Raw genomic sequence first — 25,609 nt, 5'->3', positions numbered from 1 at the left:
GCGGGTACGGGTGCTTTTTGTTTTATACGGATGCTTTCTCCGTCTGTATCTGAATAAACACTTTAAACTCGTCGATATCCAGCAAAGTGGAGCTGTCGAGGCTCTCTACCGTCTCCAGCGACAAGGCCTGCGTTTCAGCACAGATATAGTCGCGGTAGTTTTCGATAGCCGCTGTTACCTCCGGCACGCTGCGCTGCAACAGGATATGAATCTTATCCTGCACCTCCAGGTTTGTATCCTTGCGCAGGTTCTGGATGCGGTTTACCAGGTCGCGGGCAATGCCTTCCTGCTTCAACTCCTCTGTCAGGGTAATATCCAGCGCTACAGTCAGCTTGCCTTCGTTGGCTACCAACCATCCCGGGATATCCTCCGAAGAAATCTCCACGTCGTCCGGTGTCAGTACGGCTGTCTCCTCATCGTTCAGCATCACCTCAAAACCACCTTCACGCTCCAGCGTGGCGATGTCGTTCTGGTCCATGCGCTGTACGGCGGCGGCTACCAGCTTCATTTTCGGTCCGAATACCTGGCCCAGCTTCTTAAAGTTCGGCTTGATCTTCTTCACCAGTATTCCCGAAGTATCGTCGATGAACTCGATTTCCTTCACGTTTACCTCGCTTAGGATCAGGTCGGCTACGGCATCTATCTGGGCACGCATTCTGTCGTTCAGTACCGGAATCAGGATGCGGTGCAGCGGCTGACGTACTTTGATCATCTCCTTCTTGCGCAGCGAGTGCACCAGAGACGAAACGGTTTGCGCCAACTGCATACGCTCTTCCAAATCCTTATCAATAGCGCCTTCCGTTACTTCTGGATATAGCGCTAAGTGTACAGACTCCACCTCATTCTTACCGCTCACGCTGTTCAAATCTAGGAACAACTGCTCTGCATAGAACGGCGCCACCGGAGAAGCCAGCTTTGCTACAGTCTCTAAGCAAGTATAAAGCGTTTGGTAAGCAGCCATTTTATCGGTGTTGTACTCACCTTTCCAGAAACGCTTGCGGTTCAGGCGCACGTACCAGTTGCTCAGGTCGTCCACCACGAAATCCTGGATGGCACGGGCAGCACGCGTTGGATCGTAATCAGCATAATACCCGTCTACATCCTGCACCAGGGTGTTCAGCTTAGAGATGATCCAACGATCAGACTCTGTACGCTGCGCCAACGGCACGTCTGCTTCCGAGTAAGTAAAGTTATCGAGGTTGGCGTACAGCGCGAAGAACGAGTAAGTGTTCTGCAGTGTACCGAAGAAACGACGCTGCGTCTCCACTACCCCATCTGGGTTAAACTTCAGGTTATCCCAAGGTGGCGCATTCGCGATCATATACCAACGCACGGCATCCGGGCCATACTGGCCGATCATCTCGAACGGATCGATGGCATTGCCGAGGCGCTTGCTCATCTTGTTACCGTTCTTATCCAGCACCAGACCGTTCGCAATTACGTTCTTATAGGCCACGCTATCCTCTAGCATTACCGCCAGTGCGTGCAGCGTAAAGAACCAGCCGCGTGTCTGGTCCACGCCTTCGGCGATAAAGTCAGCAGGGAAGTTCTTTTCGAAGATCTCCTTGTTCTCAATCGGGTAGTGCCACTGTGCATAAGGCATCGCACCAGAGTCGAACCAAACGTCGATAAGATCTGGTTCTCTGTACATTGCCTTTCCGGACTTGCTCAACAAGATGATGTTGTCCACATACGGGCGGTGCAGGTCTTTTACCTCTACACCAGCATCCATCACACCGGCTTCCACTGCTTTGGCTATCTCTTCATGCAGCTCTGCAATGGAGCCTATACAGATTTCTTCCTCACCATCTTCTGTTCTCCAGATTGGCAGCGGGGTTCCCCAATAGCGCGAGCGCGACAGGTTCCAATCCACCAGGTTCTCGAGCCAGTTACCAAAACGACCTGTACCTGTAGATTCTGGTTTCCAGTTGATGGTTTTGTTCAGTTCGATCAGCCTATCCTTAACAGCCGTGGTTTTGATGAACCAGCTATCCAGTGGGTAGTATAGCACCGGCATGTCTGTTCTCCAGCAATGCGGATACGTGTGCTCATACTTCTCCACCTTAAACGCCTTGCCTTCTTCTTTTAGCTTGATGGCAATCTTTACGTCCGTTGGCTTGTAATCTACCCCATTCTCGTCTTCGCCGTTGTAGTTCTTCACGTACATGCCGGCAAAGTCGGTAATCTCTTTCACAAAGCGGCCTTGCCTGTCCACGATCGGGCCAAGCTTACCATTTTCGTCCAGCACCAACAGCGACGGTATATCGTTCTGGGCAGCAACTCTTGCGTCATCAGCACCAAAGGTTGGCGAGATATGCACGATACCTGTACCATCCTCCGTCGTCACGAAATCACCAACTACCACACGGAAGGCTGGCTTCTCTGGCTGCACGTAAGGCAACAGCTGGTGATATTCTACCCCGTTCAGATCAGCACCGGTAAACTCTTCTACTACTTTAAAAGGAATTAGCTTGTCACCCGGCTTGAAATCTTCCAGCGCCAGGTCAGCAGCTTTCGGGTTGAAGTAGCGGCCTATAAGGTCTTTGCCCAATATTACCGAGATTGGCTCATAGGTATATGGGTTGAAAGATTTTACCTTCACATACTTTATACCTTTACCTACAGCCAAACCTGTGTTGGCAGGTAGTGTCCAAGGTGTAGTTGTCCAGGCAAGGAAGTATACTTTCTCGTCTTCGTTCTCGAACAGGAACATGTTGCGGGTGATCTTCTTCACCTCAAACTGCGCCACAATGGTTGTATCCTTCACCATTTTGTAGCAGCCCGGCTGGTTTAGCTCGTGAGAGCTAAGGCCGGTGCCGGCAGCTGGTGAGAACGGCTGAATAGTATAGCCCTTGTACAGGTAGCCTTTATCGTAAAGCCTGCGCAGCAATGCCCAGCAAGACTCAATGTACTCATCCTCAAAAGTGATGTATGGGTTATTCAAGTCTACCCAATAGCCCATCTGCTCGGTAAGCGTGTCCCACTGGTTTTTGAAGCGCATTACCGTTTCGCGGCAGCGCTGGTTATACTCCTCCACCGAAATGGTTTTACCGATATCCTCTTTTGTAATGCCCAGCTCCTTCTCTACCTGCAGCTCGATTGGCAGGCCGTGTGTATCCCAACCACCTTTACGGCTCACCTGGAAACCCTTCAGGGTTTTGTAGCGGCAGAAAATATCTTTCACGGCGCGGGCCATCACGTGGTGAATACCCGGCTTACCGTTTGCTGACGGTGGTCCCTCGTAAAACACGAAAGGGGCATTGCCCTCGCGGGTAGCCACCGATTTCTCAAAGATGTTGTTCTTCTTCCAGAACTCCAGTACATCTTCGCCTACTTTGGCGTAGTTCAGATTTTTATACTCGTTGTACTTTACCATTTTCTGGTTCTTGTTCCTCTTGATCTAATTTCAAACGAAGCTGGGCCAGGTCTAGCTCGGCGTCACTGTCTTCGTCGTAATATTCTTCATAGCCCTCAATCAGGGCATCCGGTTCATGTATGTACTTGCCGCTGTCAAAACTCATGAGTAACGTAGGCAAGATAATCAGGTTCGTAAACAACGCAATCAGCAGGCTCACCGACATCAGTATGCCCAGCGCCTTAGTGCCGCCAAACTCCGAAAAGGCGAAGATAACGAAACCAAAGAACAGTATCAGCGAAGTATAGATCATACTTGTACCTGCCTCTATCAAACTGCTCGTAATGGCTTTGCTCACGTTGAAGCCGTTTGCCAGCAGCTCGGTTCTATACTTGGCCAGAAAGTGAATGGAATCGTCTATGGCGATACCCAAGGCAATGCTGAAGATAAGCGCTGTACTTGGCTTCAGCGGAATGTTGAAAAGCCCCATCAAGCCACCGGCTATAATCAGTGGTATCATGTTCGGTATCAGCGAAATCACCACCACCCTGACAGACCTAAACAACAGTGCGATCACAAAAGTTACCAACACAAAGGCCAGCAGCAAACTAGAGCGCAGGTTGTTGATGAGGTACTGGTTGCCCTTGATGAACAACAGCGTGGTGCCCGTCAGGTTCACGGTTGTTTCGGCACCGCTATCGTTGCGGGTAAAGCGCATCGTGTTTCCTTCGTCTGCCACTGTAACGCCTTCGCCGCCGTAAATCTCGCGCAGCTGTGGTTTTATTTTTTTGTTGATGAGCGTGTCGAGCTGCCGGGAGCCCACGTCTGCCACTTTAAGCGAAATGCGGGCGCGCTGGCCGGTGCTGTCGACAAAGGCGCGCAGCAGTTTCTGGTTTTCTCCGCTATCCTGCCTGGCCAGGTAACTGAAGATAAAGTTTCGCTCCGTATTATCCGGCAGCCGGTAAGAGTTCGGGGCTCCTTCGTAAAATGCCTGCGTTGCTGTTTTCACTAAGCCAGCCACCGAAATAGGTGCAGATAGGATCGGCTGCGTGTGCAGGAAATCCTCCAACTCCCCCAGCTTGCGCAGGTTCGGCAGGCGCATCACGCCTTGCTTTATGCCCGTGTCCACGATGATCTCCAGCGGCATCACCCCGTTAAAATGCTGCTCAAAGAAGGCAAGGTCGGCGTTAACGCTGCTTTCCTCGGGCAGGTCATCCACCATGTACGACACCGTCTTCACTTTATAGATGCCCCAGAACGAGAGGCCAAGTATAAGTGTGAGGAAGAAGTATACCAGCGGGCGCTTGCGGTGCACGATAAAATCGAAGAACTCCAGCAGCTTGTTCAGCGGCTTCGCATCGAGGTGGCGCAGCTGACGTGGTGTGGGCGGCGGCAAGTAGGAGAACAACGCCGGCACCAGAATCATACTTATAAAGAAGGTAACGAAGATGTTGATACCGGCTATCACACCAAACTCATATAGTATGGCGATGTGCGTAAAGGTGAAGACGATGAAGCCAATAGCCGTTGTGGTGTTATTCACCAGGTTCACTAGGCCAATCTTGCTGATTACGCGCGTCAGAGCCAGTATCTTGTTCCCATGCCGACGGTAGTCAAAATGGTAGCGGGCAAGTAAGTAGGTTGTGTTTGGAATACCAATCACGACGATGATAGAAGGGATGAGCCCGGTGAGCAGCGATATCTTGTAGCCAAACAGCGCAATGGTACCCATCACCCATACCACCACCACACTGATCACCAGCATTGGGATCAGCACTGCATAGAATGAGCGGAAGAAGATAAACAGGGTAACGGCTGTTACGAGCAGGGCCAGCACCAGGAACAGCTTCATTTCGGAAGCTACTTTGGTCGTCATGACGGCGCGCACGTAAGGCAGGCCCGCGTAGTGCAACTGAATTTTGGTATCCCGGGTGAATTGTTCTGTATGGGCAGCAATGTTGTCCATCACCTCCATGCGGCGGGCAGAATTCAGGTACGCTGGGTCTACTGTTATAGCCAGTAAAGTGGCGCCTGTTTTATGGTTGATGATCTGCCCTTCGTAGAAATTCTGATTCCGCACTACCTGCAGCAGGCTATCGAGCTGTTGTTGCGTTTGCGGGAAAGGCGTGAAGATGTTGCGTGTAGTGAATTTGCGCTCGGCCGTGTCTTTTACCACCTGCACCAGGTTCGGCAAGGCGATCACACTTTTCACCCCTTCAATCTGGCTTACCTGCTGTGTTAGCTCCTGCAGCTGTTTAAATTTCTCGAGCTGGTAAACGCTGTTGTCCTGCATGCCTACCACCAGCACGTTTCCATCCTCTCCAAAACTTTGTTTGAAGCGGGTGAAGTACTGCATGTCAGGATCGTCCGGGCTCACCACATTGGCGAAATCGTACGACATTTCTACGTTGCGGGCATGGTAGCCCATAAACGCTGTAAGCACGGCTAAGACCAACATCAGCCTCAGCCTATTCTTGATGATAAAAATGGCAATCTTATTCCACATAGTCCGGCTACAACAATTCGGCAAAGGTAGGCAAAATTTTGCACCTCACAGGGAATCAACCGTTAAACATAGATTGCAAAGCCAGGATAATATAGCAGATATCCGCATTGAGAAGCAGAAAACAAAACAGCCCCACTTATGCGGGGCTGTTTCTTTGATTGTGATAGTATAGGTTAGCTTTTCTTCTTTGAGCCGCTGCTGGAATCGTTTTTCAGTACACAGTTCGGTACCTGCTTTCCGTCCTTCTCTTTCATTCCTACCTGCTCATAATTTTTCCAGCAGGGGTCCTGGTCTCTATCTTTCTTGTTGTCTGACATAATTCATAGCTTATGGTTCATCTGTATTTACGGAGCACCTGCACTTACAGCTTAGTTAATGAGCTTTTACTTTTAGTTTAGAGCTAAAACAATCAGGTGCAGCTAACTTTATTCTTGTGTTTAAGGAGGCTAGTAGCACTTGTGTGGCCTCTCCGTATAGCACTGTAATTTTCCAGTCTCCTTTTCTGCAGTGTGTATAACTTTATGGTTTTACACACTGTGTCTTACTGAACCTCATCCTATTACACAATTATCCACATTGTGTATTGTACCGGGCCTGCCTTACATTTCCACATATATGCTCCCTGCTGATCAGGCACAGATCTTACGCAATCATCATTTTTATACTTATAAATTAAGCATAGTTACCTGCATTTACAGCCTCCTCACCTTAAAAGCTCCAGGAAAATAGGAATAACTTAATTAAACATAACTATTTAACTTTAAGAATAACTAAGAGTTTTAATAATTACTGCAAGATTAACATGGTTGGAGATTTTCGATAAATATGAAAAGCTGTTTCCGAATTTATACTTGTGCAGGGGCCTTATTCCCCCTATTTTTTGGCTTCAACACTTGTGACCCAAGGATGTGCTTAATAAGCTGACACCGCTGTTACTCTCGGATCTGGGACCAGTTTAATACCATGCTGCTCCGGATAAATAACTACGAAATTGTGCACCCGGAAGTGCTTTGAAAGCTGCATCGGTACGTCCGGCAAGTAGGAGTGATAGGATATACTGCCTAAGCGGGCACTTACAATCACTAGTAGATCATCCTTCTCGAGGTCCAGCTTTAACGTGTTGAGGTTTTTCCAGTCATCAAATTGAATGTACTGCACCTCCATACTTACATTGTCCTTCTCCAGCACTTTCTTGATTCGGGTGTGGGTGAACTCCCTGCCGTAAAAGGCAAGTGGGGCACTGGTCTGTTTGGCCAGAGTGTGGATTCTTTTTATCCAACATGCGAATCCCGGCTCATACTCTGCCCTGCTTGGTACCACCACTTTTATACTTGCAATGGTGTTTACCGGCTGCACAAGCTTTGCCACGAACACCATTTCCCCGGTTTTCAGGAGCAGGTTGTCGAGTACACTGCCGAATATCCTGTCCTTTGCTGTTATTTTGCCGTTCCAGCCCATCACCACCTCAGTTATCATCTGGTCTTTGATGGCGCGCAATATGCCGTTGGTTATGTTCAGGTCTACGCGCGTCAGCACATCCACATCTGTGGCAGTGGCTGCCGCATGCAGCTCGGCTTTCTCTAGAAGTTTGTTGCTTTCGATGAGCTTTTCCTTGCTCTGGTAATTGTCTTTCACCACGATGAGCGGGTATATGGGCGCCGCCGCAGTGGGGTTCTTCAACAGCACGGCTAGGTCAACAAGCTGCTCTAAGGTATCGGCATCAGCATCGGAGATGGGCACCAGGATGCGTTCCGGAACGTTTGCCACATCAGGTCCCTGCTCATCATCAAAGATTGCCTGCTTCACAGCGGCTTTCTCAGTAACAAAAGAGCTGATGATGCAGGTAACCAGAATCATCAGGATGGTGCCGTTCAGCACGTTCTCGTTCAACAGCTCCAGCCTGTAACCGATCAGTACGGCAGCCAGTGTTGCGGCTGCCTGCGCGCTGCTTAAGCCAAACATAAGCTGCCGCTCGGTTTTAGTGAAGCCAAAACCCTTCTGGGTAATAAAGGCCGCCAGCCATTTCGCCACTACTGCCACCACGATCATAGCTGCTGCCACAATAAGCGCTTCAGGGCCCCGAAACAATACGCGCAGGTTTACGAGCATACCCACACTTATCAGGAAGAAAGGGATGAAGAGCGCATTGCCTACAAACTCAATGCGGTTCATGAGCGGCGACGAATGCGGTATCAGCCTGTTAAGTGCCAGACCAGCTAAGAAGGCGCCGATAATAGGCTCTACTCCTGCCAGTTCGGCCAGGAAGGCTGCCAGGAACACCATCGCCAGCACGAAAATATAATGCGCCACCGGATCGGTATCGTAGTTTTTAAGAAACCAGCGGGTTACCCTCGGGAAGATCCAGAGCACGATAAATGAGAAAATAAGCAGCGAGATGACAAGCCTGATCCAGAATGTACCATTTAACTCGCCCGTGCTCGCCCCGGCTATCACCGCCAGCACCAGGAGCGCTGCCGTATCGGTAATGATGGTACCCCCTACCGTAATGTTCACCGCCTTGTTTTTAGCTATGCCCAGCCGGCTGGCAATCGGGTAAGCCAGCAGTGTGTGGGAGGCAAACATACTTGCCAGCAGCAACGAAGACATCAAACTGAACTCCAGCAGGTAATAGGACACAAGGGTGCCTAAAATCATGGGTATGGTGAAGGTGATTAAACCGAAGACTACGCTTTTATTCCTGTTCTTCTTAAAGTCGTTCAGGTCTATTTCGAGGCCGGCGAGGAACATGATGTACAGAAGCCCTACCGTGCCGAACAACACAATGCCTTCGTCGCGCGAGAGCATGTTGAAACCGTTAGGCCCCACGGCAACACCTGCCAGTATCAAGCCGATTATACTTGGTATCTTCAGCTTTTGCAGCACCACGGGCGCCAGCAGAATAATGAAGAGTACGAGGGAAAATATGAGGACGGGGTCCTTGATCGGAAAGTATTCCGGGAAAAGTTGTTCGAGATTCAGATTCATGGTATTTCGTAAGCACTTGAATTTTAGTGCTAACTCTCATACCACCGGTGCTTTTTTAGGTTTCTTATATAGGAATCTAATTTTAACGAAAAAAGCCTGTAACAGGCAGTTACAGGCTTTTTTAAGTATATATACGCAGCAGCTGCTACGTTAATTTCGCGAATATGCTCTTGAAGTTAACAGCCTTATCGATGTAACTTTTCAACTCGCTGATCGGCATGCGCACCTGCTCCCGTGTGTCGCGATCGCGTACGGTCACCGTGTTATCCTCCAGCGTCTGGTGGTCTACAGCGATACAAAACGGTGTGCCAATTAGATCCTGGCGGGTATAACGCTTGCCGATGCTGTCGCGCTCTTCGTAGATCATGTTGAAGTCATACTTCAGATCCTCAAAGATCTCCGTAGCTTTCTCAGGCAGTCCATCCTTCTTTGTCAGCGGAAGTATGGCGGCTTTCACAGGGGCCAAGGCTGGGTGCAGCTTCAGGAACGTACGGCTCTTGGTGCTGTCACCTTCTGTAATTTCCTCTTCCTGGTAAGCACTGCAAAGCACCATCAGGAACAAACGGTCGGCCCCTACGGATGTCTCCACCACGTAAGGCACGTAGTTACCGTACGGCTTGCCTTCTTCGTTCAGGTCGTTGTCGAAGTACTGCAGTTTTTTGCGGCTTAGCTCCTGGTGCTGCGTCAGGTCAAAGTCGGTGCGGGAGTGGATTCCTTCTACCTCTTTGAAACCAAACGGGAACTGGAACTCAATGTCCAGGGCGGCATTGGCATAATGGGCCAGCTTGTCGTGGTTGTGGAAACGCAGCTTATCGGCAGGAATGCCGATGGCCTCGTGCCACTTGCGGCGGGTGTCCCGCCACTGCTCGTACCACTCCATTTCAGTGCCGGGGCGTACGAAGAATTGCATCTCCATCTGCTCAAACTCGCGCATACGGAAGATGAACTGGCGCGCCACTATCTCGTTTCTAAAGGCTTTACCGATTTGTGCGATACCGAAAGGCACTTTCATGCGGCCGGTTTTCTGCACGTTGAGGAAATTCACGAAAATACCCTGTGCTGTTTCCGGGCGCAGGTAAATTGTCTGGGAATCCTCGGCCACAGAACCGATCTGGGTGGAGAACATCAGGTTAAACTGACGAACTTCTGTCCAGTTCGCTGTACCGGAAATCGGGCACTTAATGTCTTCGCGGATGATTAGTTCGCGTACGCCATCCAGGTCCTCAGCCTCCAGCAATTTGCCCATCTCGGCAGTCAAGGCATCGCCTCTGGCTTTGTCGCCTTCGTTCTCATACTGCGCGGCCTTCTCCTCGATCAACACATCGGCACGGTAGCGCTTTTTTGAGTCTTTGTTATCAATCATCGGGTCGTTGAAGCTATCCACGTGCCCCGATGCCTTCCAAACCAGCGGGTGCATAAAGATCGCCGCGTCCAAACCAACTACGTTCTGGTTTAGCTGCGTCATACTCTTCCACCACAGGTTCTTGATGTTGTTCTTCAGTTCTACGCCCATCTGGCCGTAGTCGTACACGGCCTGCAGGCCATCGTAGATCTCGCTTGATGGAAATATGAAGCCATACTCCTTTGCGTGCGAGATGATATCTTTCAGTTGTGCGTTTTCTACTGGTGTTTTTTCTTGTGTCGCCATGGCGCAAAGATAATTTTTAACGGATGATAATACACGGTAATCGCTTTGTTTTTCGTTAATGTCTCTGGCATTTGTTTATCTTTTCACCTTGATCACCAGCTCAAAACCCGGCTACAGGCCCATCAGATACCCTTTGTTACCGGTGTTAACAATTTCTTAACATTGGCTTACCTCCCCTCACTCCTTTTTGCACTAACTTGCAACGTTTTTTGATTCATTACCAATCTTTCAAAAATGGCCAAAACAAAAAAAGGCAAAAAGCATGTAGCTCCTATCAAGCCCTATAAGTTCAGGAGAAGGTACAGCCAAGTAGATATTTATATCCGCAAAGAGAAAAACTTCCTGTACTTTATCGCTTTTTCCCTGATCCTGGCAGGCTTGGTTTATCCCTATGCCTCTATTGCCATGTGGGTGGGTTTTGCCTTTGCAGGCTATTCCGCTATCGCCAACGACAGTATTCAGACCATTGGTACGTTCATCGTATCGAACGAAGATAAAAAATGGTACTGGCAATGGCTCTTTATGGGCTCCATCTTCCTGGGTACCGTGTACTACAGCTGGGTAACTTTTGATGGTGACGTTACTTACCAACGATTGTCGTCCAAAGGCTTTGACCAGAACATAGACAGCTTTGTGTACCTGCAGCTTGCGGCTCCTATCGTTCTGCTCCTGCTGACGCGCTTCCGCATCCCTGTTTCTACTACTTTCATGCTGCTTAGCGTGTTCACAGTGAGTTCCGGTGCCATCATCAGCATGGTTAGCAAGAGCTTGATGGGGTATGTGGCTGCCTTCGTAGCTGCCTTTTTGATTTATATCGCCCTGACTAAAGTTATCAAGCGCTTCGTAAAAGGAGAGGCACACGGCTCCTGGGTAATTGCCCAATGGATTATTAGCGGTTTTCTGTGGCATACCTGGCTTGCTCAGGATTTGGCTAACATTGCCGTTTACCTGCCGCGCCAGTTAGGCGGTTGGGAATTCGCAGCTTTTGCAGGATTCATCTTTATCGGTCTGGGCTTTATGTTCTTTAAGCGCGGCGAGAAAATTCAGAACATCATCAACGAAAAATCTGAGGTGCGCGACGTACGCAGCGCCACCATTATTGACCTGGTTTACGCCATCATCCTGTACTACTTCAAGGAATTGAACAACATCCCGATGAGTACTACCTGGGTGTTTGTGGGCTTACTTGCTGGCCGTGAATTGGGTATGCGTTTACGTACTGACGGTACGGCAAAAATGGGCAAGACCTTCAACCTGATTGGCCGTGACATTCTTTCGGTTACGATTGGTTTGGTTATCTCCATCATACTTGCCGTTGCCATCAACCCTGTTATCCAAGATGAACTAGTGAACTTCTTCTTCGAATAGAAGTAGATAACCGATTACAGAAAAGCCCGGCACTCCTGTGTCGGGCTTTTTTGTTTCTGTGGACTTTAGTTCACGCAACACAAGTATAGAATTGCCTTACCGTGTCTGTGTACCAGATTATGCTGTACTTATACACAACCACGGGATAGGGTTTATACTTAGGCACAGACAAAAAAACAGCCTTGCATCTCGAGTAGATGCAAGGCTGTTTATACTTTAATTGTATGGCTTTGTCGCTCTATTTCTCAGGCCAAACTACTTCTAGGTCATCGTTAATAAATACGCCGAAGTTGATGGCAATCAGTTGGTCCTCGTCGAAGTATAAATCAATCATCTCTCTCTCGAAAGAGATACGTGTCTCGCCTGTCTCGGCTTCTTCCTCTTCCGGATCGGTGATGTCGTTATCAGCGAATAACTGCATTACCTGGTCACGGCTCATCTCGAACACGCGCTCTCCCCAGATCTGCACCTCACGGTTGGCGGTTTCGATGCAGCTCAGGCGGTAGTCGTCCTCTTTATCGAAGTATAGCGAATAGCCCTCTTCCCAGTAATTCCAGGCCTGGTGCTCAAACTCATCCTCCTCGTCAGACTCCTCTACTTCTTCAGGCTCGCCTATCAATTGTTCTACTTCTTCCATTGTCAGGCCAAACTTGATCTTGCCAAGCCCCTTGCCCAACCTGATTTCTTTGTTGATCATTTTTCAGTTAAAGTTTATATATGCAAAGATACGGGTTTTACTTTTCGGAAGGTTCCTCTTTTACGTAGATTCTGACTGCTCATACTTCTGCCTGAACTCCGCCAGCAGCTCTTTGTATTTTTTGTTTTCCTTGGCTTTGTGCCAGCTTTCCTTAAATATGGCGGCCGAGGCTGCTTTCACTGGGTCCTCCTCATTTGGCAGAATTTCTCTGCCGTGCGCGCCGCTCTGTCCTTTTTTATTTTCCGGCACTGGTCCGTCATACTTCTTTCCAGATCTGTGGTTGGCATAGCGCCTGCTGCGGGTGTAGCCCATCTGCAGAAACTTTCGGGCCATGTCGGCCCCTACAAAATCCTCCTTCTCCAGGTACTGCTCAAACAGCTCGGTTATTTTCGCTGACGATTCCGCTGCAATTTCGGGTGTTTTAAAGCGCCAGTGCGGCAGTATCTCTGTTTTGTACGGCTCCACCAGCAGCACCCCCTGCTCCCCTTTTCCCACGCGGTACAGGTCCGGTCTTTCCCTGAAGTTTATCTTCCTGAAATCGAGGTCGTAGTTAAACGCCGCCTTCTTCCCTGCCTTTGTCATAGGTTACTGGTATGCCTTTCACTGGTACGCTCTGGTACACCGGGTACTGCTCCGGGTATATCACAATAAAGCTGTTGTCCTTGTAGTCTCTCGATAGCACGCGCGGCACGTAGTCCAGGTTGCTGTTGTAGGAGATGGTGGCTTTGCGTGCCGAAATAACTATTACCATGTCGTCCTGCTGCAGTTCCGATTTCATGGCAGCGAACTCGTTCAGGTTGTTGTAGGGCAGGTACGTTGCCTCCACGGTTGGCTTGTTCTCGTTCACGGCGCCTTTAAGCTTGTTGAGCGTTCGTCTGCGGCCCCGGAACACAATCTTGGCACCCAGCTGTGTCGAGAGCAGCTTCACGCTCCTGATCCAGCGCATAAAGCCTCTTTCCAGTTCAGCGTTTGTCGGTACGATCACAATCAGCCGGCCTGTGGTGTTTAGCGGCTGGATGATCTTGCACACCAGCACCATCTGCTCTGTGTTGTTCAGCAGGTTATCCAGTACCGTCCCGAAGATGCGGTCGCGTGTGGTAATTTTACCGTTCCACCCCAGCACCACCTCCGTAATCATCATTTCCTTTATCGCCCGGATCATGCCGCTCGCAATGTTCACGTCTATCTTCGATACCAGTTGCACATCGCTGTCGGTGGCGGAGGCATGGTGAATGGCCTCCTGCAGCATTTTGTTTTTCTTGTAGATCTCCTCCTCCGCATGCTCGTTGTCTATCACCACGGCCAACGGATAAATGGGCTGGCTGTGCTCCGGGTTGCGCAGCATGATAGACAGGTCGATGAGGTTCTCTATCGTTTTCGGGTTCCCGATCGGCACCATGATGCGGTCTGGCTTCTCGCTGATGTCCGGTTTTCTGCGGCTCTCCAAAATAGCCAGCTTGCGCGCTACTTTTTCGGTGGAGAACGAGCTGATCATACTTGACACCAGGATCAGCACCACGGCCCCGTTCAGTGCACTCTCCCCGATGATGCCTATTTCGTAACCGGCCAGCACCACCGCTAGTGTGGCCGCCGCATGGGCACTGCTTAAACCAAAGATCAGGTTGCGTTGTAGCACGCTGAACTTAAATATCTTTTGCGTCAGAAAGGCGGCAGCATACTTCGATAGCGGCGCCAGCACAACTATTGTACCCGCAATCAGCATGGCGTTGGTATCGGTGAACAGTACCGTCAGGTCCACCAGCATGCCGGTGCTGATCAGGAAGAAGGGGATGAAGATGTTGTTTCCTACAAACTCAATTCTGTTCATCAGCGCCGACGTGTGCGGAATCAGCGGGTTCAGCGCCAGGCCTGCCAGGAAGGCTCCGATGATGGCCTCCATACCTGCCAGCTCTGATAAAAACGCTGCCGCAAATATTACGGTCAGCACAAATATGAACTGGGCTCCCTTCTCACTTTCCAGCTGCTTAAACATCCACTTGGCAATTTTCGGAAACAGCCAGAGCACCACGATCACAAAGATGATCATCTCCACCACCATGAATACCCAGAACCACAGATCCGTGTCTCCCTGTGTGGAGTTGATAATGATTGCCAGCACAAAAAGCACGGCCGTATCTGTTACCAGCGTTCCGCCTATGGTCAGCGTTACAGCTGCGTTTTTACTAAGTCCCAGCCGGCTTACTATCGGATATGCCAATAGCGTGTGCGGTGCAAACATACTTGCCAGGAGTATGGCTGGCTTTATTTCATAGCCGTGCAGGTAAAAGAAAACGATCGTGCCTATACTTATCGGTATTAGAAAGGTGAGTGCACCGAACACCAAGCTTCGTACCTTATACCGCTTAAAGTCGATCATGTCTATTTCAAGACCCGCCTGGAACATGATGTAGAGCAAGCCCACTGTTCCGAACAGTACGATACTGGCATCCCTGTTCAGCACGTGCAGTCCGTTTGGTCCCAGCACCACGCCCGCCACAATTAGCCCCACTATACTTGGTATCCTGAATTTGTTCAGCAGTATCGGCACCACCAGTATAATCAGGAGTACGAGCGTAAATATTAGCACGGGCTCCTCGAAGGGGAGGCTCAGGTCTACATTAAGCAGCATATTCATTTCTTTTGATTTTGTCTCTTGCCTTAGCAGGCAATAAATATATCGATTTTCTTTTGGATTGGTTCCTTTGTGTAAGTGGACTTCCTTGTTTCACAAGCCCCTTTACGCACCTTTCCACACTTCTCCTTTCCTAATAACTTTTGTAAGAAGATTTTTCAAATTAATTCTTCCTCTATCTCTAGGGCTGTTCACAAGTTGATAACTCTACCCAGCTTTGTGTAGTGGCTATAACTTGTTTACAGTTATTTAGTTTTTCACCATCCCCTATGTGTTACTGTTGATACGATCTCCTTTTGTGTCAACGGGTTAGATGGTTTTTCCACTTTTTGCCTGTTTCTGTGTATTTCTTTATAAACAGGATACATCATGGTGGACAATGCAATTTATGTGTGCGTGTTATACACCAGTATCCACTTTTTACCCTTTGTGTAAGGGCGTTTCGGCTGTGTAATATTTGGGAGTGTAAGTTATCCCGATTGTTACCCACTCTTTTCCACACAGTTTACCACAGCTTTGTGGATTACGCACGTGCTACATTTTATTCTGATTTTCCGCCGCATTTTTTGCCGCAGGCTTTTTTGCATTTGCTCGTTCCTGTAACAGCATACCCTTGCCTCCTGCAATACCAGTTTTAGAATGCAGCCATTTTTCCGAATGCAGAACAGCTAAGATGAGTGCATGCGCGTTTTCTATTTTCTACTCACTCGTTGGCTTTACTACGCAGAACTTGTTGCTTGATGTGGAAATAAAATGCTGTAGGGTGCTTGTGATAGATGCTGTTTAGGAATAGAAGTAATTCTTAGCTCCAGCAGGCGTCATAGATATGTAGCGGTGTCCCTACCTGGATTTACGGAATGAATTTGAAGTATAACATATACTTCCTAATGTTTTCCTGAACCTGAGCAAGTCGAATGATTCCTCCTGCTGCAACGGCGGGTCCTTATACTGCACAGTCTGCTTGATCTTTTAGCTATACTCAGGGGATCAGGAAAAGGCGAGGTGCCAACTTTAAGTTCTGCCTCCTTTTCTTACGGAGCTTTTGGGCTCCTCTGCCTGTGCACGTATTCTTCTCCCGTACCTGTTTCTTCGCTCTTTGATTGCCATGCGTTTGCCTTTTGTTTAAGCTGCCTTGCCGTAAAGTAGCTGGAGTGTTATGTGGTGATCCTCCCCTCCAGAATATTAGCGCGAAGCCTTGTTCTCTAATTCTCAACCCACCTTTTTCATTCCTCCATAAAGGTGCTTTCATTTTCTATCCTTCCTCTGCCCCATTTTGCCTTCCTCCTGTTTATTTGCTTTAAGTCTCTTTCGCCCTTGCCTCTTGCTGCTGCTCTCTTCCTCTTCTATCACTGTGGCGCCTTACCACTTGATTTACACCTGTTGATTTTTTAGCTTTTTGGCTTTGTGTATAAACCCTTCGTTTTTCTGATTAAAATAAGCTTTACATGCTCTTGAGTTAATGTGGAGCTGGATTATGATTAGTTTATTAACTTCAGATTAAGCCTTAGTCTTATCCTTTTGCACTTGTCTTTGCTGTCTGCTTCTGGCACTGTTTATACTTGTCGCTTGAGGTTCTTATGTTACTGCCTCCTTCTACTTCTAAACCGATGGCCATAAAAAAGGGGAGGCTATTCAGCCTCCCCTTTTTTGTTCTGGTCTTCTTCTAAAACTCCAGGTTCTCGTTTTCTATTTCCCAGTTCGCTCTAACCTCAAACGTTTTGGGATGTATGTAAACCGGCTCCGGCGCCTGCTCAAATGTTGGATCTGCACTGTCCCACTTTCCATTTTTGTTGGCATCTATCAAAACTCTGATTCTGTATGTGCCTGGTACTACATTATCAAACTTATAAGTCTTCTTTCCCTGTTGCTGCTTAACTAATTTACCCGCATTGTTCAGCAGCTGCACCGTGTACGATGTATAGGCTGTGTTTACACGTCCGCTTATAGTACCTGTTCCCTTTGCCTCCGATACACTTAGCTGTAAAGCAGGTATCGTAAGTGGTCCTCCTTCCAACGGTACTACTGCTGTGGTGTCCAGCACTACTGTGAGTTGTCTGATGCGGTTATTCGTTAAGGCTGGCATGTTGAAGCGCAGTTCTGTGTTTGTCCTATCCAAGCTTACCTGCTCCGGGTACGTCAGCTCCTGTACCAGGGTACTATCAGCCATCAGACGCAACGGTGCTTTTCCCACTATCCGCACAGGCGTCTGAAGCTCCACCACCACAGGCTGCCCCGATGTATAGCCTCCCGTTCCTCCTGTGTTTAAAACTTTCACCTGTGCTCCTGTTATCCTGCTTGCTCTTTGTCCTTCAAACGCTATATTAAGTGTGTCTGTGCCTATATTGCCTGCAGAATCCACAGCGGAAACTATGGCTTTTCCACCACTGAAATTTGAAGTTTTGAACAGCTCCGCAAACTTGCCGTCGGCAGCGATCTTGCTTACCAGTGTATCTTTGCCTGTGGCCGATAGCGCCACGAACTGCTGGATTCCCTCGTTATAATTGGCTACCAACCTATCCGAAAATTTATTCCGGGCCAGCAGTAGGGGCTTCTTTGTGTCTATCCGTACTGTTTGTAGTTTAACTGAGTCCGTTTCTGGTGTTATTGCTATGGGTGCCGTAAGATACGCTATGCTTTCCGCCTCCGAATCATAAAACGAGTTGTTGTTCTTGTCCACTATGGCGTAGATCCGGTAGTTGCCTTGCTTGACATTCTGTAGGCTGTAACTCCCCTGCGCATCAGTTGTAGTGAGGTAGTATGGCCTGTTCTTTCGGATGGTTAGAGTATCCTCTGTTCGGTATAGTGCTACCACCGCATCTTTCACCGGTGTCTGCAGCAGCAGGTCTACCACTTGGCCACTCACCCGGCTCGAGTCTATGAAGGCCCCTGTGCTAAAGGACAGTCGAAGCCCCTGCGCCTTATTTTTCTCTGTAATGTCTGTTATTCCGTTTCGGAAATTCAGGGTGTAGGTGGTGCTGTCTTCTAGTGGCTTCTCAAACTCCAGTGTTAGCTCGTTGCGCTTCGTTATGACTTTGTAGGGGTTGTTGATATTTGGTGTGATTAACAACTCCTTGTTTAAGCTAGCAGGCTGAACCTCTTCATCAAACATTAGCCTGATGGTGCGGGTATCCACATTCAACTGCTGGTCTTTTGGGTTGCTGCTTACAAGCTTTGGTGGCTTCTCGTCTTTCGGTCCCCCTTCCGGCGGGCTTTGTGTGGCACAGGCGGCTATACCCGCCAGCATGCCTGCTGTAATGATGCTTTTTACTAGTTTCATAGATGTGTTTGATCAAACAAAAATAGGCAAACCTTCGCTTGCCTATTTTATGATGCACGTAAAATCAATGCCTTTATTTTCTTTTAGCTACAAAAATCAGGCTCGAATAGTCGTTCCCGTTTTTCTCTGCATAGCTGTTGGAGCGGTAACCGTTCATCACGCTGCTTAGCATTTTTGTCTTACCTTCCTTCTGCTTCTCACTTAGCAGGCTCACGTAGTAGGCATCAAATTTCATCGGCAGCACTTCCTCCAGTACCATCTTGTGCTTCTTCAGGAAGCGCTTCATGGTTGGCTGAGTGAAGTGGTAGAGGTGGCGCGGCACATCATAAGCTGCCCAGTTCTCCCGGTATTCTTTAGCATCATGCGAGTCTGCGTTCGGAACGGCAATGATTAAAGTCCCGTCTTCCTGCAGGTTTTCCAACAGCATTGTTACTGTTTCGTTCAACGTATGAATGTGCTCCAGCACGTGCCAAAGCGTGATTACCTCATACTTTTCCCCATCTATATCATTCAGGCTGGAGGCTATTATCTCGCCCGTCTCTTTCGATGCCACTTCCCTTGCCTTAGCATTCGGCTCAATTCCCCTTATGTCCCAGCCGTCTTTTTTGCAGGCTGCCAGAAAAGTGCCAGTGCCGCAACCGTAGTCAAGTATGGCTCCTTTTGCCGGCGAGTGCCTGTTGATAAGCTCTACTTTTTGCTTCGTCGTTATGGAGCGGACCACATGGTAGGCCCTGTTGATAATACCCTGCTTGGTGTTGCTGTGCGAGATATAATCCTCCGACTCGTAATACTGCCCGATGCTCTCGCTGTCGGGTCTGGGATTGGTGAACTTAAAAGTGCAGTTCTCACACTCCACTATCACAAAGCTTTCCTTCGAGACAGCGTTATCGTTTACTACTATAAAGTTTTTGAATTCCTCTTTGCCGCATACGGGGCACTGTTCCAGTCTTTCGTAGCTCATTTATTTTCCGAGGTATACCATTAACACCGAAATATCTGCTGGCGAAACCCCACTGATCCTGGATGCCTGACCGATGGTCTCCGGTTCCACTTTCAAGAGTTTCTCTTTTGCCTCTTTAGATAACGCGGGTATGTCGCGGTAGTTGATTTTGCCTTTGATGTTGTAATTCTCCAGTTCACCCATGCGGGCTGCCATGCTGTATTCCTTTTCGATGTAGCTTTCATACTTCACCTGAATTCCTGCCTGCTCCACACTTTCCTGCTTAAACTTGCTGAGGTATTCTCCTACCGATGTTACAGCTTGGGCAATGTGCTCAATCTCTACATTCGGTCGCTTGATCAGCTGTCCGGCGCGCTGCTTTTCTGTGATTGGTGCAGACCCTAGTTCTTCCATCATGCTGTTGATATCCTCCGGCTCAATTGCCTTGTTATTTAGGTAGGCGATGATTTCGGCCGTTTCGGCTATCTTCTTATCCACAGCTTTCAAGCGGCTTTCCTCTGCCAGCCCCAGCTCATACCCTATCTTTGTCAGGCGGATATCAGCGTTATCCTGACGTAGCAGAATGCGGTGCTCGGCGCGTGATGTGAACATGCGGTAAGGCTCGTCTGTGCCTTTGTTAACCAGGTCATCAATCAACACGCCAATATAGGCTTCAGAGCGCTTCAGTACGAAAGGCTCTTTCCCGTTGATCTTGTTATGCGCATTGATGGCAGCCATCAGCCCCTGGCAAGCGGCTTCCTCATAACCTGTGGTGCCATTGATCTGGCCTGCGAAGTATAGGTTCTGCACCAGCTTTGTTTCCAGTGTCAGGTTCAGCTGTGTTGGTGGAAAGAAGTCATACTCGATGGCATAGCCCGGGCGGAACATCTTCGCGTTTTCGAACCCTTCAATTTTGCGCAGCGCTTTTAGCTGCACATCTTCCGGAAGCGAGCTGGAGAACCCGTTTACGTATACTTCTACTGTGCTCCACCCTTCCGGCTCCACAAAAATCTGGTGGCGGTCACGGTCGGCAAAGCGGTTGATTTTATCTTCTATGCTTGGGCAGTAGCGCGGCCCCAATCCCTGAATACGACCCTGGAACATCGGCGATTTCTCGAATCCTGTTTTCAGTATTTCGTGTACTTCGGAGTTGGTGTAGGTGATGTAGCAGCTGCGTTGCTTTGGCAGTGGTTGTGTATCGGTGTAAGAAAACTTACTTGGGTTTTCGTCTCCGAACTGCTCCTCCATTTTGCTGTAGTCAAGCGAGCGTCCGTCTACGCGCGGCGGCGTTCCGGTCTTCATGCGGCCTGCTTCAAAGCCCAGTTGCACCAGCTGTTCGGTGATGCCTTTCGCAGATTTCTCTGCCGCACGACCACCGCCTAATTGCTTCTCGCCTATGTGGATAATGCCATTCAGGAATGTGCCATTCGTTAAGATAACAGCCTTTCCGGGTATAGTTATCCCCAAGCTGGTGCGGATACCTGCGGCACGTCCGTCGGCTACTTCTATGCCTGTAACCATGTCCTGCCAGAAGTCAACGTTCTCTGTTTGCTCCAGTGTCAGGCGCCACTCTTCGGCAAAACGCATGCGGTCGCTTTGCGCGCGCGGGCTCCACATGGCAGGTCCTTTAGACTTGTTCAGCATGCGGAACTGGATCATGGTTTTGTCGGTGATGATACCGCTCATGCCGCCGAGTGCATCGATCTCCCGAACGATCTGTCCTTTTGCCACGCCACCCATTGCCGGGTTGCACGACATTTGGGCAATCGTATTCATGTTCATGGTTGCCAACAGCACCTTCGAACCCATCTTGGCAGCGGCCGCTGCGGCTTCACAGCCTGCGTGCCCAGCTCCTACAACTATGATATCGTATTCTGGAAACATGTATTCTGATTTTAGAGACGTTTCACGTGAAACATCTACAGAGGATTGGTAATTCCGTTTAAGACTAAAACTTTCGCAAAGATAACGAAGAATCTTCTTCTTTGCGCATAAGTGTCTCGTCCTCTTCAGTCTTATCTGTAAAACCAATCAGGTGCAGCACGCCGTGGATGATAACGCGGTGCAGTTCATCAGTGAAAGCAATGCCTAGATCCTGCGCATTGTCGCGAACGCGGTCTATGCTTATAAAAAGATCACCTTCAACCGTGCCTTCGATGTCGGCATTGCTGAAGGTGATAATGTCTGTGAGGGTATCGTGGTCGAGGTACTCAACGTTGATCTCGTGCAGGTAATCGTCGGAGCAAAAGATGTATGTCAGGTTAACCAATTCCTGGTCGTGTTGCTCAATTACCGTGGCGATCCAATCGGCTACCTGGTCTGGGTTTTCTAGTTCAAAGTCGATGTCTTCACTAAAAAACTCAATTGGATGTTCCATTCTGAGCAGGAGGTATGTTGAAAATAAGCTGTACTTTTTTTCCTTCGTCTAAAAAGTTAACCTCATCGCAAAGGTTATGCATCAGGAAAATGCCGCGGCCACCAGGGCTCTCCAGGTTTTCTGGTGCGGTGGGATCTGGCAGGTTATCGTAGTCAAAGCCCGGGCCTTCGTCCTCTACCTCAAAAAGTAGTTGGTTGTCCTCCACTTGCAGCGTCAGATACACATTTTTGTCCTTGTCAAACTTGTTGCCGTGGCGGATTGCGTTATTCACAGATTCCGTAACAGCCACCATGATGTTGCCATAGATGTCATCTTCAAACTCAAATTCATCTTTAGAGTTATCAATAAAACTCTCAATAACTCTGATGTTCTCGATTAGGGAAGGAATCTGAATTTTAACCTGATTCATATTAATCGTTAAGTGTAAAATTAGGTGCTTGCTATTTGCTAATGTTTTGAAAATACTCGTTTACCTTTTGCTTATAGTATGGTGAAAGCGAAGGTGGTATTGTCTTCAATAATTCTGTCTGCTTTTCTTTTGCCTTCAGGTACTTCTCAAACGATGGCGGAACGCTCCGAGCAATGTTCTCGGCAGTCTTTGCCTCCCGTTTATTGTCCAATTCCCGCTCCTTTGCCGACTTCTCTGCTTCCAGTAATCGGGTAAGGATTTCGCGCTGTCGTAAGATAGTCTGTTCAGTCAAACGTTTATTAACGAGATCAGTCTCGCTTTGTTCCATCAACTTACTGATATTTCCCAGGGAGCCGTTTTGGCCGTTTTCACCCGGTTTTTGCCCTTGTTTACCAAGTTCTTTCAGCGCATTCCGCAGCGCTTCCTGCTCCGCAGCCAATTTAGCTAATTCTTCAGAAAGTGCCTTACCTGACATGCCTCCTTTTTTCAAATCTTCGATCTTTTTGTTCAATTGTTGCTGCAATTCTCCCATGTTACCGGGTTTAGGCTGATTGCCCTTCTGCTTTCCGGCCATACCACCTTTCATTTGCTGCATCGCCTGCTGCATTTGCTTCAGCGCATCGTTGAGCATCAGGGCCAGGTTGTTCATACTTGTCATGGCCAGCTGCTGATGTCCGGTTGCCTTGCCTACATTCCGGTCGCGGATCTCTTTCATGCTGTTGTCCATGCTCTGGTTCATGGCCGCCACCTCGCGGGTAACAAAGGACTCCAGCTGGAATACCTTTTTAGCCAGGGCAAACAAACTGTCTTCAATCACCTGGGCATTGTCACGAAGGCTTAGCTGCCGCTGCGATAGCTCCACAAAGCGCGGATCGCTCTGGTTTACGCTGCGGAATTGTTTCATCAGCTCCTCCTGATCAAAGGACAGGGTAATGAGGTTCTCCAGGATGTCGCGCAGGTGATCGAGGTTCTGCTCCATACCGGCCATGCTCATGCTGCTCTTCATCTGCTCCATTTGCTGGGCCATCTGCTGCATCTTCTCCCCTGCCTTCTTCTGCGACTCGCTTGCTTTTTTATTCTGGTCTTTCTGCAACTGCTCCTGGCTCTGCTGCATCTGCTCCTCCACGTTCTGCTGGTCCTGCTCCTGTTGCTGCTCATCCATGTTAGAGGGGTTTTCCAGCTGCTCATTCAGTTCCTTCAGACGCTCCATCTGCTCCTTCACGTCCTTAAACTCCTCCTGCAGCGCCTTCTGCTCTTCCTGCAGCGCCTGTTTGCTCTCCTGCTTCTGCTCAGTTTTCTGGGCCAGTTGCTGTTCCTGCTTCGCCATCTCCTCCAGCTTGTTGGCAATGTTGTCTACCTTCTGCTCAAACTGCAGCTGCTTGAACAGTTCCAGTGCCCGCTCCAGCTCACGCTCCAGGTTCTTCTCGCGGTTGTCGAGCTTGCTTAGCAGCTTCTGCAGCTCGGTATCGTTTGGCTGCTGTTGCTGCAGGAGCTTCTCCAGTTCTTCATACAGCTTTTTGGTTTCCGGGTCCAAGAGGTCGTTCATGAGCTTTTGCAGCTCCTGCGCTTTCTCGGCCAGCTGCTTGTTCGGCTCCTGGAGCATGTTCTGCTTTTTGTTCAGCTCCTCGAACAGCTCCTTCATGGAGTTAATCTCGTTCTCCAGTTGCTTCTTCTTAGCCGCCAGGTCCTCCAGCTGCTTTTTGTCCTGCCAGTTCAGATCGCGCTTGGTCTTCATCTTCTCTTCAGACTTCGCCAATTCACTCTCCAACTGGTTCGCCTTTTCCAGCGTCTTGCTCAATTGGCTGGCTACCGACTGGGAGTTACTATCCAGCTCCTTCTGCAACTCACGCTTGTCCGGCACCTTCAACTCAAACGTGCGGGTGCGGGCGCTCTTCGGCCCGTTGATGCCGTCGTTATCCCATACTTGCACAAAGTACTCCAGCTTGTCGCCGGGTTGCATGCCAAGTGCGGCGGCATTCCACTGGTAGTAATAGGTCTGGCTAAGCTGCTGGTTCAGGGGTAGGGCCTGTGCTTTATACTTTGCCTGCGGTGATTTCGCGTTGTTGATGCGGTAGAACAAAGCCAGGCGCGTCAGCCCATAATCATCCGACACATCGCCGCCCAAAACCATAAAAGTATAAAGCGCCGTGTCCTGAAACTGCTCCAGCGTGATCTGCGGGTTGCGATCCGGAATGGTTGTTACCTGATAGTTGATTTGCTCTTTGTTGGCGCTGTGCTCGTTGCGCAGGTTGATGCTGTAGTTCTGGCTGTGGTCAAAGGTCTTGCTGGCAACAAAACCATCGTCGTCTTTTTGCGCGGCTATACTTTGCGCTGGTTTTTCGAAGGTCAATCTTACAGAGTCCGTTTCTGAAGTGGCGAAGTTCCAGGTGATGGTGCTTCCCTCCGGCACGTTTGCATTGCCCGTGTTCTGTATCTCCTCCGGCTTTCGCTTTAAGTAGGCCGGGTACTGCACCAACATCCGGAAATCCTTCAGGTTAGGGCGGGAGAGCAGATCCAGGGTATAGCTGTCGGAGAAGAAGCCGGAGCCCTCCAACTGGAAATCAACCGGGCGCTGCAGCTGCTTAAAGGTATAGGTGTAGGCGCCGGCTGTGTTTTGTGTGAGCTTCTGGCGGCGTCCGTTGTAGTTGATGTATACTTCGCTTGGCATGGCCTCACCCTCCACGGCCACCTGCAGCTCAAAATCCTCACCGCGATATGTTTGCAGGGCATCGTTCTGCACCACAAAATCAAAAGGAGCCTGAGGCGTGTAATGTGTTTTATAGTTGATGATGCGCTCAGTGCCCTGCACAAAGATGGCCGGGTACACCAGCATGATCAGCATGAAGATGAAGGCTGGCAGCGCAATGTACTTCAGCAGCGGTCTGTTCTCCCGGTAGGTCACCGCCTCCTTGAAATGAAAAGAAAGCAACTGCTGGCTGCGCTGGTCTATACTTGCGCGGATAAGTTCGTTGGTGCGGTCCAGGTGCTGCATCTGAATGGCATTCAATAACTTATCCCGGATATCAGGATAAAAGGTACCTACCTGCTGTGCCGCCTGCTCGTCTGTCAGCACCCGCTTCAGCCGTGTAAGGGCCGCAATTGGTAAGGCAATCCATCGAACGAATACATAGATAACAGCCGCCACAAAAGAGAACAGCAGACCGGCGCGCACCACCTCCGGAAAGTAAAACATGTACTCCAGCAGGCTGTACACGATATAAACAGAAAGCAGGAGCCCAACCGCAAATATGCTACCCCGCAAAAGCATGTTGAGGTAGAATTTGTGCTTGAACTCCTGCAGCTGATGCAGCAACTGATCGAGTGCATCTGTGTGTTTCATGTCTGTCCGTTACAAGTTTATGGCATGGCGGCTATAGTGGTAAGTTAACCAAATCCATTTAAAGTATTATACTTC

Annotated in this window: 15 protein-coding genes; 1 reads left to right on the top strand and 14 read right to left on the bottom strand. The window is 49.2% G+C overall.

Annotated elements, in window-relative coordinates; translation table 11 throughout:
- Positions 1 to 22: 22 nt before the first annotated feature.
- The 5 genes from ileS to A0W33_RS08510 all read right to left on the bottom strand — a co-directional run bounded on the left by ileS (position 23) and on the right by A0W33_RS08510 (position 10,494).
- Positions 23 to 3,376 (bottom strand): isoleucine--tRNA ligase, encoded by a 3,354-nt coding sequence (ileS, locus tag A0W33_RS08525; protein ID WP_068837760.1) that lies wholly within the window; start codon positions 3,374 to 3,376, stop codon positions 23 to 25.
- Complete coding sequence (locus tag A0W33_RS08520; RefSeq protein WP_068837759.1) at positions 3,354 to 5,861, bottom strand: efflux RND transporter permease subunit; 2,508 nt, start codon at positions 5,859 to 5,861, stop codon at positions 3,354 to 3,356. Before A0W33_RS08520 ends, ileS begins: the two co-directional genes overlap by 23 nt.
- Positions 5,862 to 6,034: 173 nt before the next feature.
- A complete protein-coding gene (locus tag A0W33_RS20870; protein WP_157578014.1) occupies positions 6,035 to 6,178 on the bottom strand; it encodes a hypothetical protein in 144 nt (47 codons plus the stop codon).
- A 595-nt stretch (positions 6,179 to 6,773) separates the two neighbouring features.
- Complete coding sequence (locus A0W33_RS08515; protein ID WP_068837758.1) at positions 6,774 to 8,846, bottom strand: cation:proton antiporter; 2,073 nt, start codon at positions 8,844 to 8,846, stop codon at positions 6,774 to 6,776.
- 145 nt (positions 8,847 to 8,991) lie between these two features.
- A complete protein-coding gene (locus tag A0W33_RS08510) occupies positions 8,992 to 10,494 on the bottom strand; it encodes a glycine--tRNA ligase (protein WP_068837757.1) in 1,503 nt (500 codons plus the stop codon).
- Positions 10,495 to 10,728: 234 nt separating this feature from the next.
- On the opposite strand from A0W33_RS08510, the gene A0W33_RS08505 reads away from it, so the two are divergent.
- Entirely contained in the window at positions 10,729 to 11,862 is a 1,134-nt protein-coding gene (locus A0W33_RS08505) for a hypothetical protein (protein ID WP_172798101.1), read from the top strand.
- A gap of 238 nt (positions 11,863 to 12,100) precedes the next feature.
- Here the strand turns inward: A0W33_RS08505 and A0W33_RS08500 are convergent, their stop codons facing one another.
- From A0W33_RS08500 to A0W33_RS08460, 9 genes are all read right to left on the bottom strand, one after another.
- Entirely contained in the window at positions 12,101 to 12,559 is a 459-nt protein-coding gene (locus A0W33_RS08500; protein WP_068837756.1) for a hypothetical protein, read from the bottom strand.
- Positions 12,560 to 12,619: 60 nt separating this feature from the next.
- Positions 12,620 to 13,141 carry a DUF4385 domain-containing protein gene (locus A0W33_RS08495; RefSeq protein ID WP_068837755.1) on the bottom strand — a complete coding sequence of 174 codons (522 nt, stop codon included), beginning with the start codon at positions 13,139 to 13,141 and terminating at the stop codon, positions 12,620 to 12,622.
- Positions 13,110 to 15,188: a cation:proton antiporter gene (locus A0W33_RS08490; protein ID WP_082815358.1), complete on the bottom strand. Its 2,079-nt coding sequence runs from the start codon at positions 15,186 to 15,188 to the stop codon at positions 13,110 to 13,112. Before A0W33_RS08490 ends, A0W33_RS08495 begins: the two co-directional genes overlap by 32 nt.
- A gap of 1,666 nt (positions 15,189 to 16,854) precedes the next feature.
- Positions 16,855 to 18,468, bottom strand: coding sequence for an Ig-like domain-containing protein (locus A0W33_RS08485; protein WP_068837753.1), 1,614 nt, complete (start codon positions 18,466 to 18,468; stop codon positions 16,855 to 16,857).
- A gap of 73 nt (positions 18,469 to 18,541) precedes the next feature.
- Positions 18,542 to 19,429 carry a class I SAM-dependent methyltransferase gene (locus A0W33_RS08480; protein WP_068837752.1) on the bottom strand — a complete coding sequence of 296 codons (888 nt, stop codon included), beginning with the start codon at positions 19,427 to 19,429 and terminating at the stop codon, positions 18,542 to 18,544.
- Positions 19,430 to 21,292: a tRNA uridine-5-carboxymethylaminomethyl(34) synthesis enzyme MnmG gene (gene mnmG, locus A0W33_RS08475; RefSeq protein ID WP_068837751.1), complete on the bottom strand. Its 1,863-nt coding sequence runs from the start codon at positions 21,290 to 21,292 to the stop codon at positions 19,430 to 19,432.
- Positions 21,293 to 21,356: 64 nt separating this feature from the next.
- Positions 21,357 to 21,785 (bottom strand): rRNA maturation RNase YbeY, encoded by a 429-nt coding sequence (gene ybeY, locus A0W33_RS08470; RefSeq protein WP_068837750.1) that lies wholly within the window; start codon positions 21,783 to 21,785, stop codon positions 21,357 to 21,359.
- Positions 21,769 to 22,194 (bottom strand): ATP-binding protein, encoded by a 426-nt coding sequence (locus A0W33_RS08465; RefSeq protein WP_068837749.1) that lies wholly within the window; start codon positions 22,192 to 22,194, stop codon positions 21,769 to 21,771. The genes ybeY and A0W33_RS08465 overlap by 17 nt, the downstream gene beginning before the upstream one ends.
- Positions 22,195 to 22,225: 31 nt before the next feature.
- Positions 22,226 to 25,534: a DUF4175 family protein gene (locus A0W33_RS08460; protein WP_068837748.1), complete on the bottom strand. Its 3,309-nt coding sequence runs from the start codon at positions 25,532 to 25,534 to the stop codon at positions 22,226 to 22,228.
- Positions 25,535 to 25,609 lie beyond the last annotated feature (75 nt).

Source organism: Pontibacter akesuensis, from assembly GCF_001611675.1.
GTDB lineage: Bacteria > Bacteroidota > Bacteroidia > Cytophagales > Hymenobacteraceae > Pontibacter > Pontibacter akesuensis.
Note: the sequence above shows the minus strand (reverse complement) of the source record. Positions and strands in the feature narration are given on the sequence as shown.

Bases quoted from the DNA above. Each gene is read 5' to 3' on its own strand.
- ileS (WP_068837760.1), bottom strand. From the start codon at position 3,376: ATGGTAAAGTACAACGAGTATAAAAATCTGAACTACGCCAAAGTAGGC.
- A0W33_RS08520 (WP_068837759.1), bottom strand. From the start codon at position 5,861: ATGTGGAATAAGATTGCCATTTTTATCATCAAGAATAGGCTGAGGCTG.
- A0W33_RS20870 (WP_157578014.1), bottom strand. From the start codon at position 6,178: ATGTCAGACAACAAGAAAGATAGAGACCAGGACCCCTGCTGGAAAAAT.
- A0W33_RS08515 (WP_068837758.1), bottom strand. From the start codon at position 8,846: ATGAATCTGAATCTCGAACAACTTTTCCCGGAATACTTTCCGATCAAG.
- A0W33_RS08510 (WP_068837757.1), bottom strand. From the start codon at position 10,494: ATGGCGACACAAGAAAAAACACCAGTAGAAAACGCACAACTGAAAGAT.
- A0W33_RS08505 (WP_172798101.1), top strand. From the start codon at position 10,729: ATGGCCAAAACAAAAAAAGGCAAAAAGCATGTAGCTCCTATCAAGCCC.
- A0W33_RS08500 (WP_068837756.1), bottom strand. From the start codon at position 12,559: ATGATCAACAAAGAAATCAGGTTGGGCAAGGGGCTTGGCAAGATCAAG.
- A0W33_RS08495 (WP_068837755.1), bottom strand. From the start codon at position 13,141: ATGACAAAGGCAGGGAAGAAGGCGGCGTTTAACTACGACCTCGATTTC.
- A0W33_RS08490 (WP_082815358.1), bottom strand. From the start codon at position 15,188: ATGCTGCTTAATGTAGACCTGAGCCTCCCCTTCGAGGAGCCCGTGCTA.
- A0W33_RS08485 (WP_068837753.1), bottom strand. From the start codon at position 18,468: ATGAAACTAGTAAAAAGCATCATTACAGCAGGCATGCTGGCGGGTATA.
- A0W33_RS08480 (WP_068837752.1), bottom strand. From the start codon at position 19,429: ATGAGCTACGAAAGACTGGAACAGTGCCCCGTATGCGGCAAAGAGGAA.
- mnmG (WP_068837751.1), bottom strand. From the start codon at position 21,292: ATGTTTCCAGAATACGATATCATAGTTGTAGGAGCTGGGCACGCAGGC.
- ybeY (WP_068837750.1), bottom strand. From the start codon at position 21,785: ATGGAACATCCAATTGAGTTTTTTAGTGAAGACATCGACTTTGAACTA.
- A0W33_RS08465 (WP_068837749.1), bottom strand. From the start codon at position 22,194: ATGAATCAGGTTAAAATTCAGATTCCTTCCCTAATCGAGAACATCAGA.
- A0W33_RS08460 (WP_068837748.1), bottom strand. From the start codon at position 25,534: ATGAAACACACAGATGCACTCGATCAGTTGCTGCATCAGCTGCAGGAG.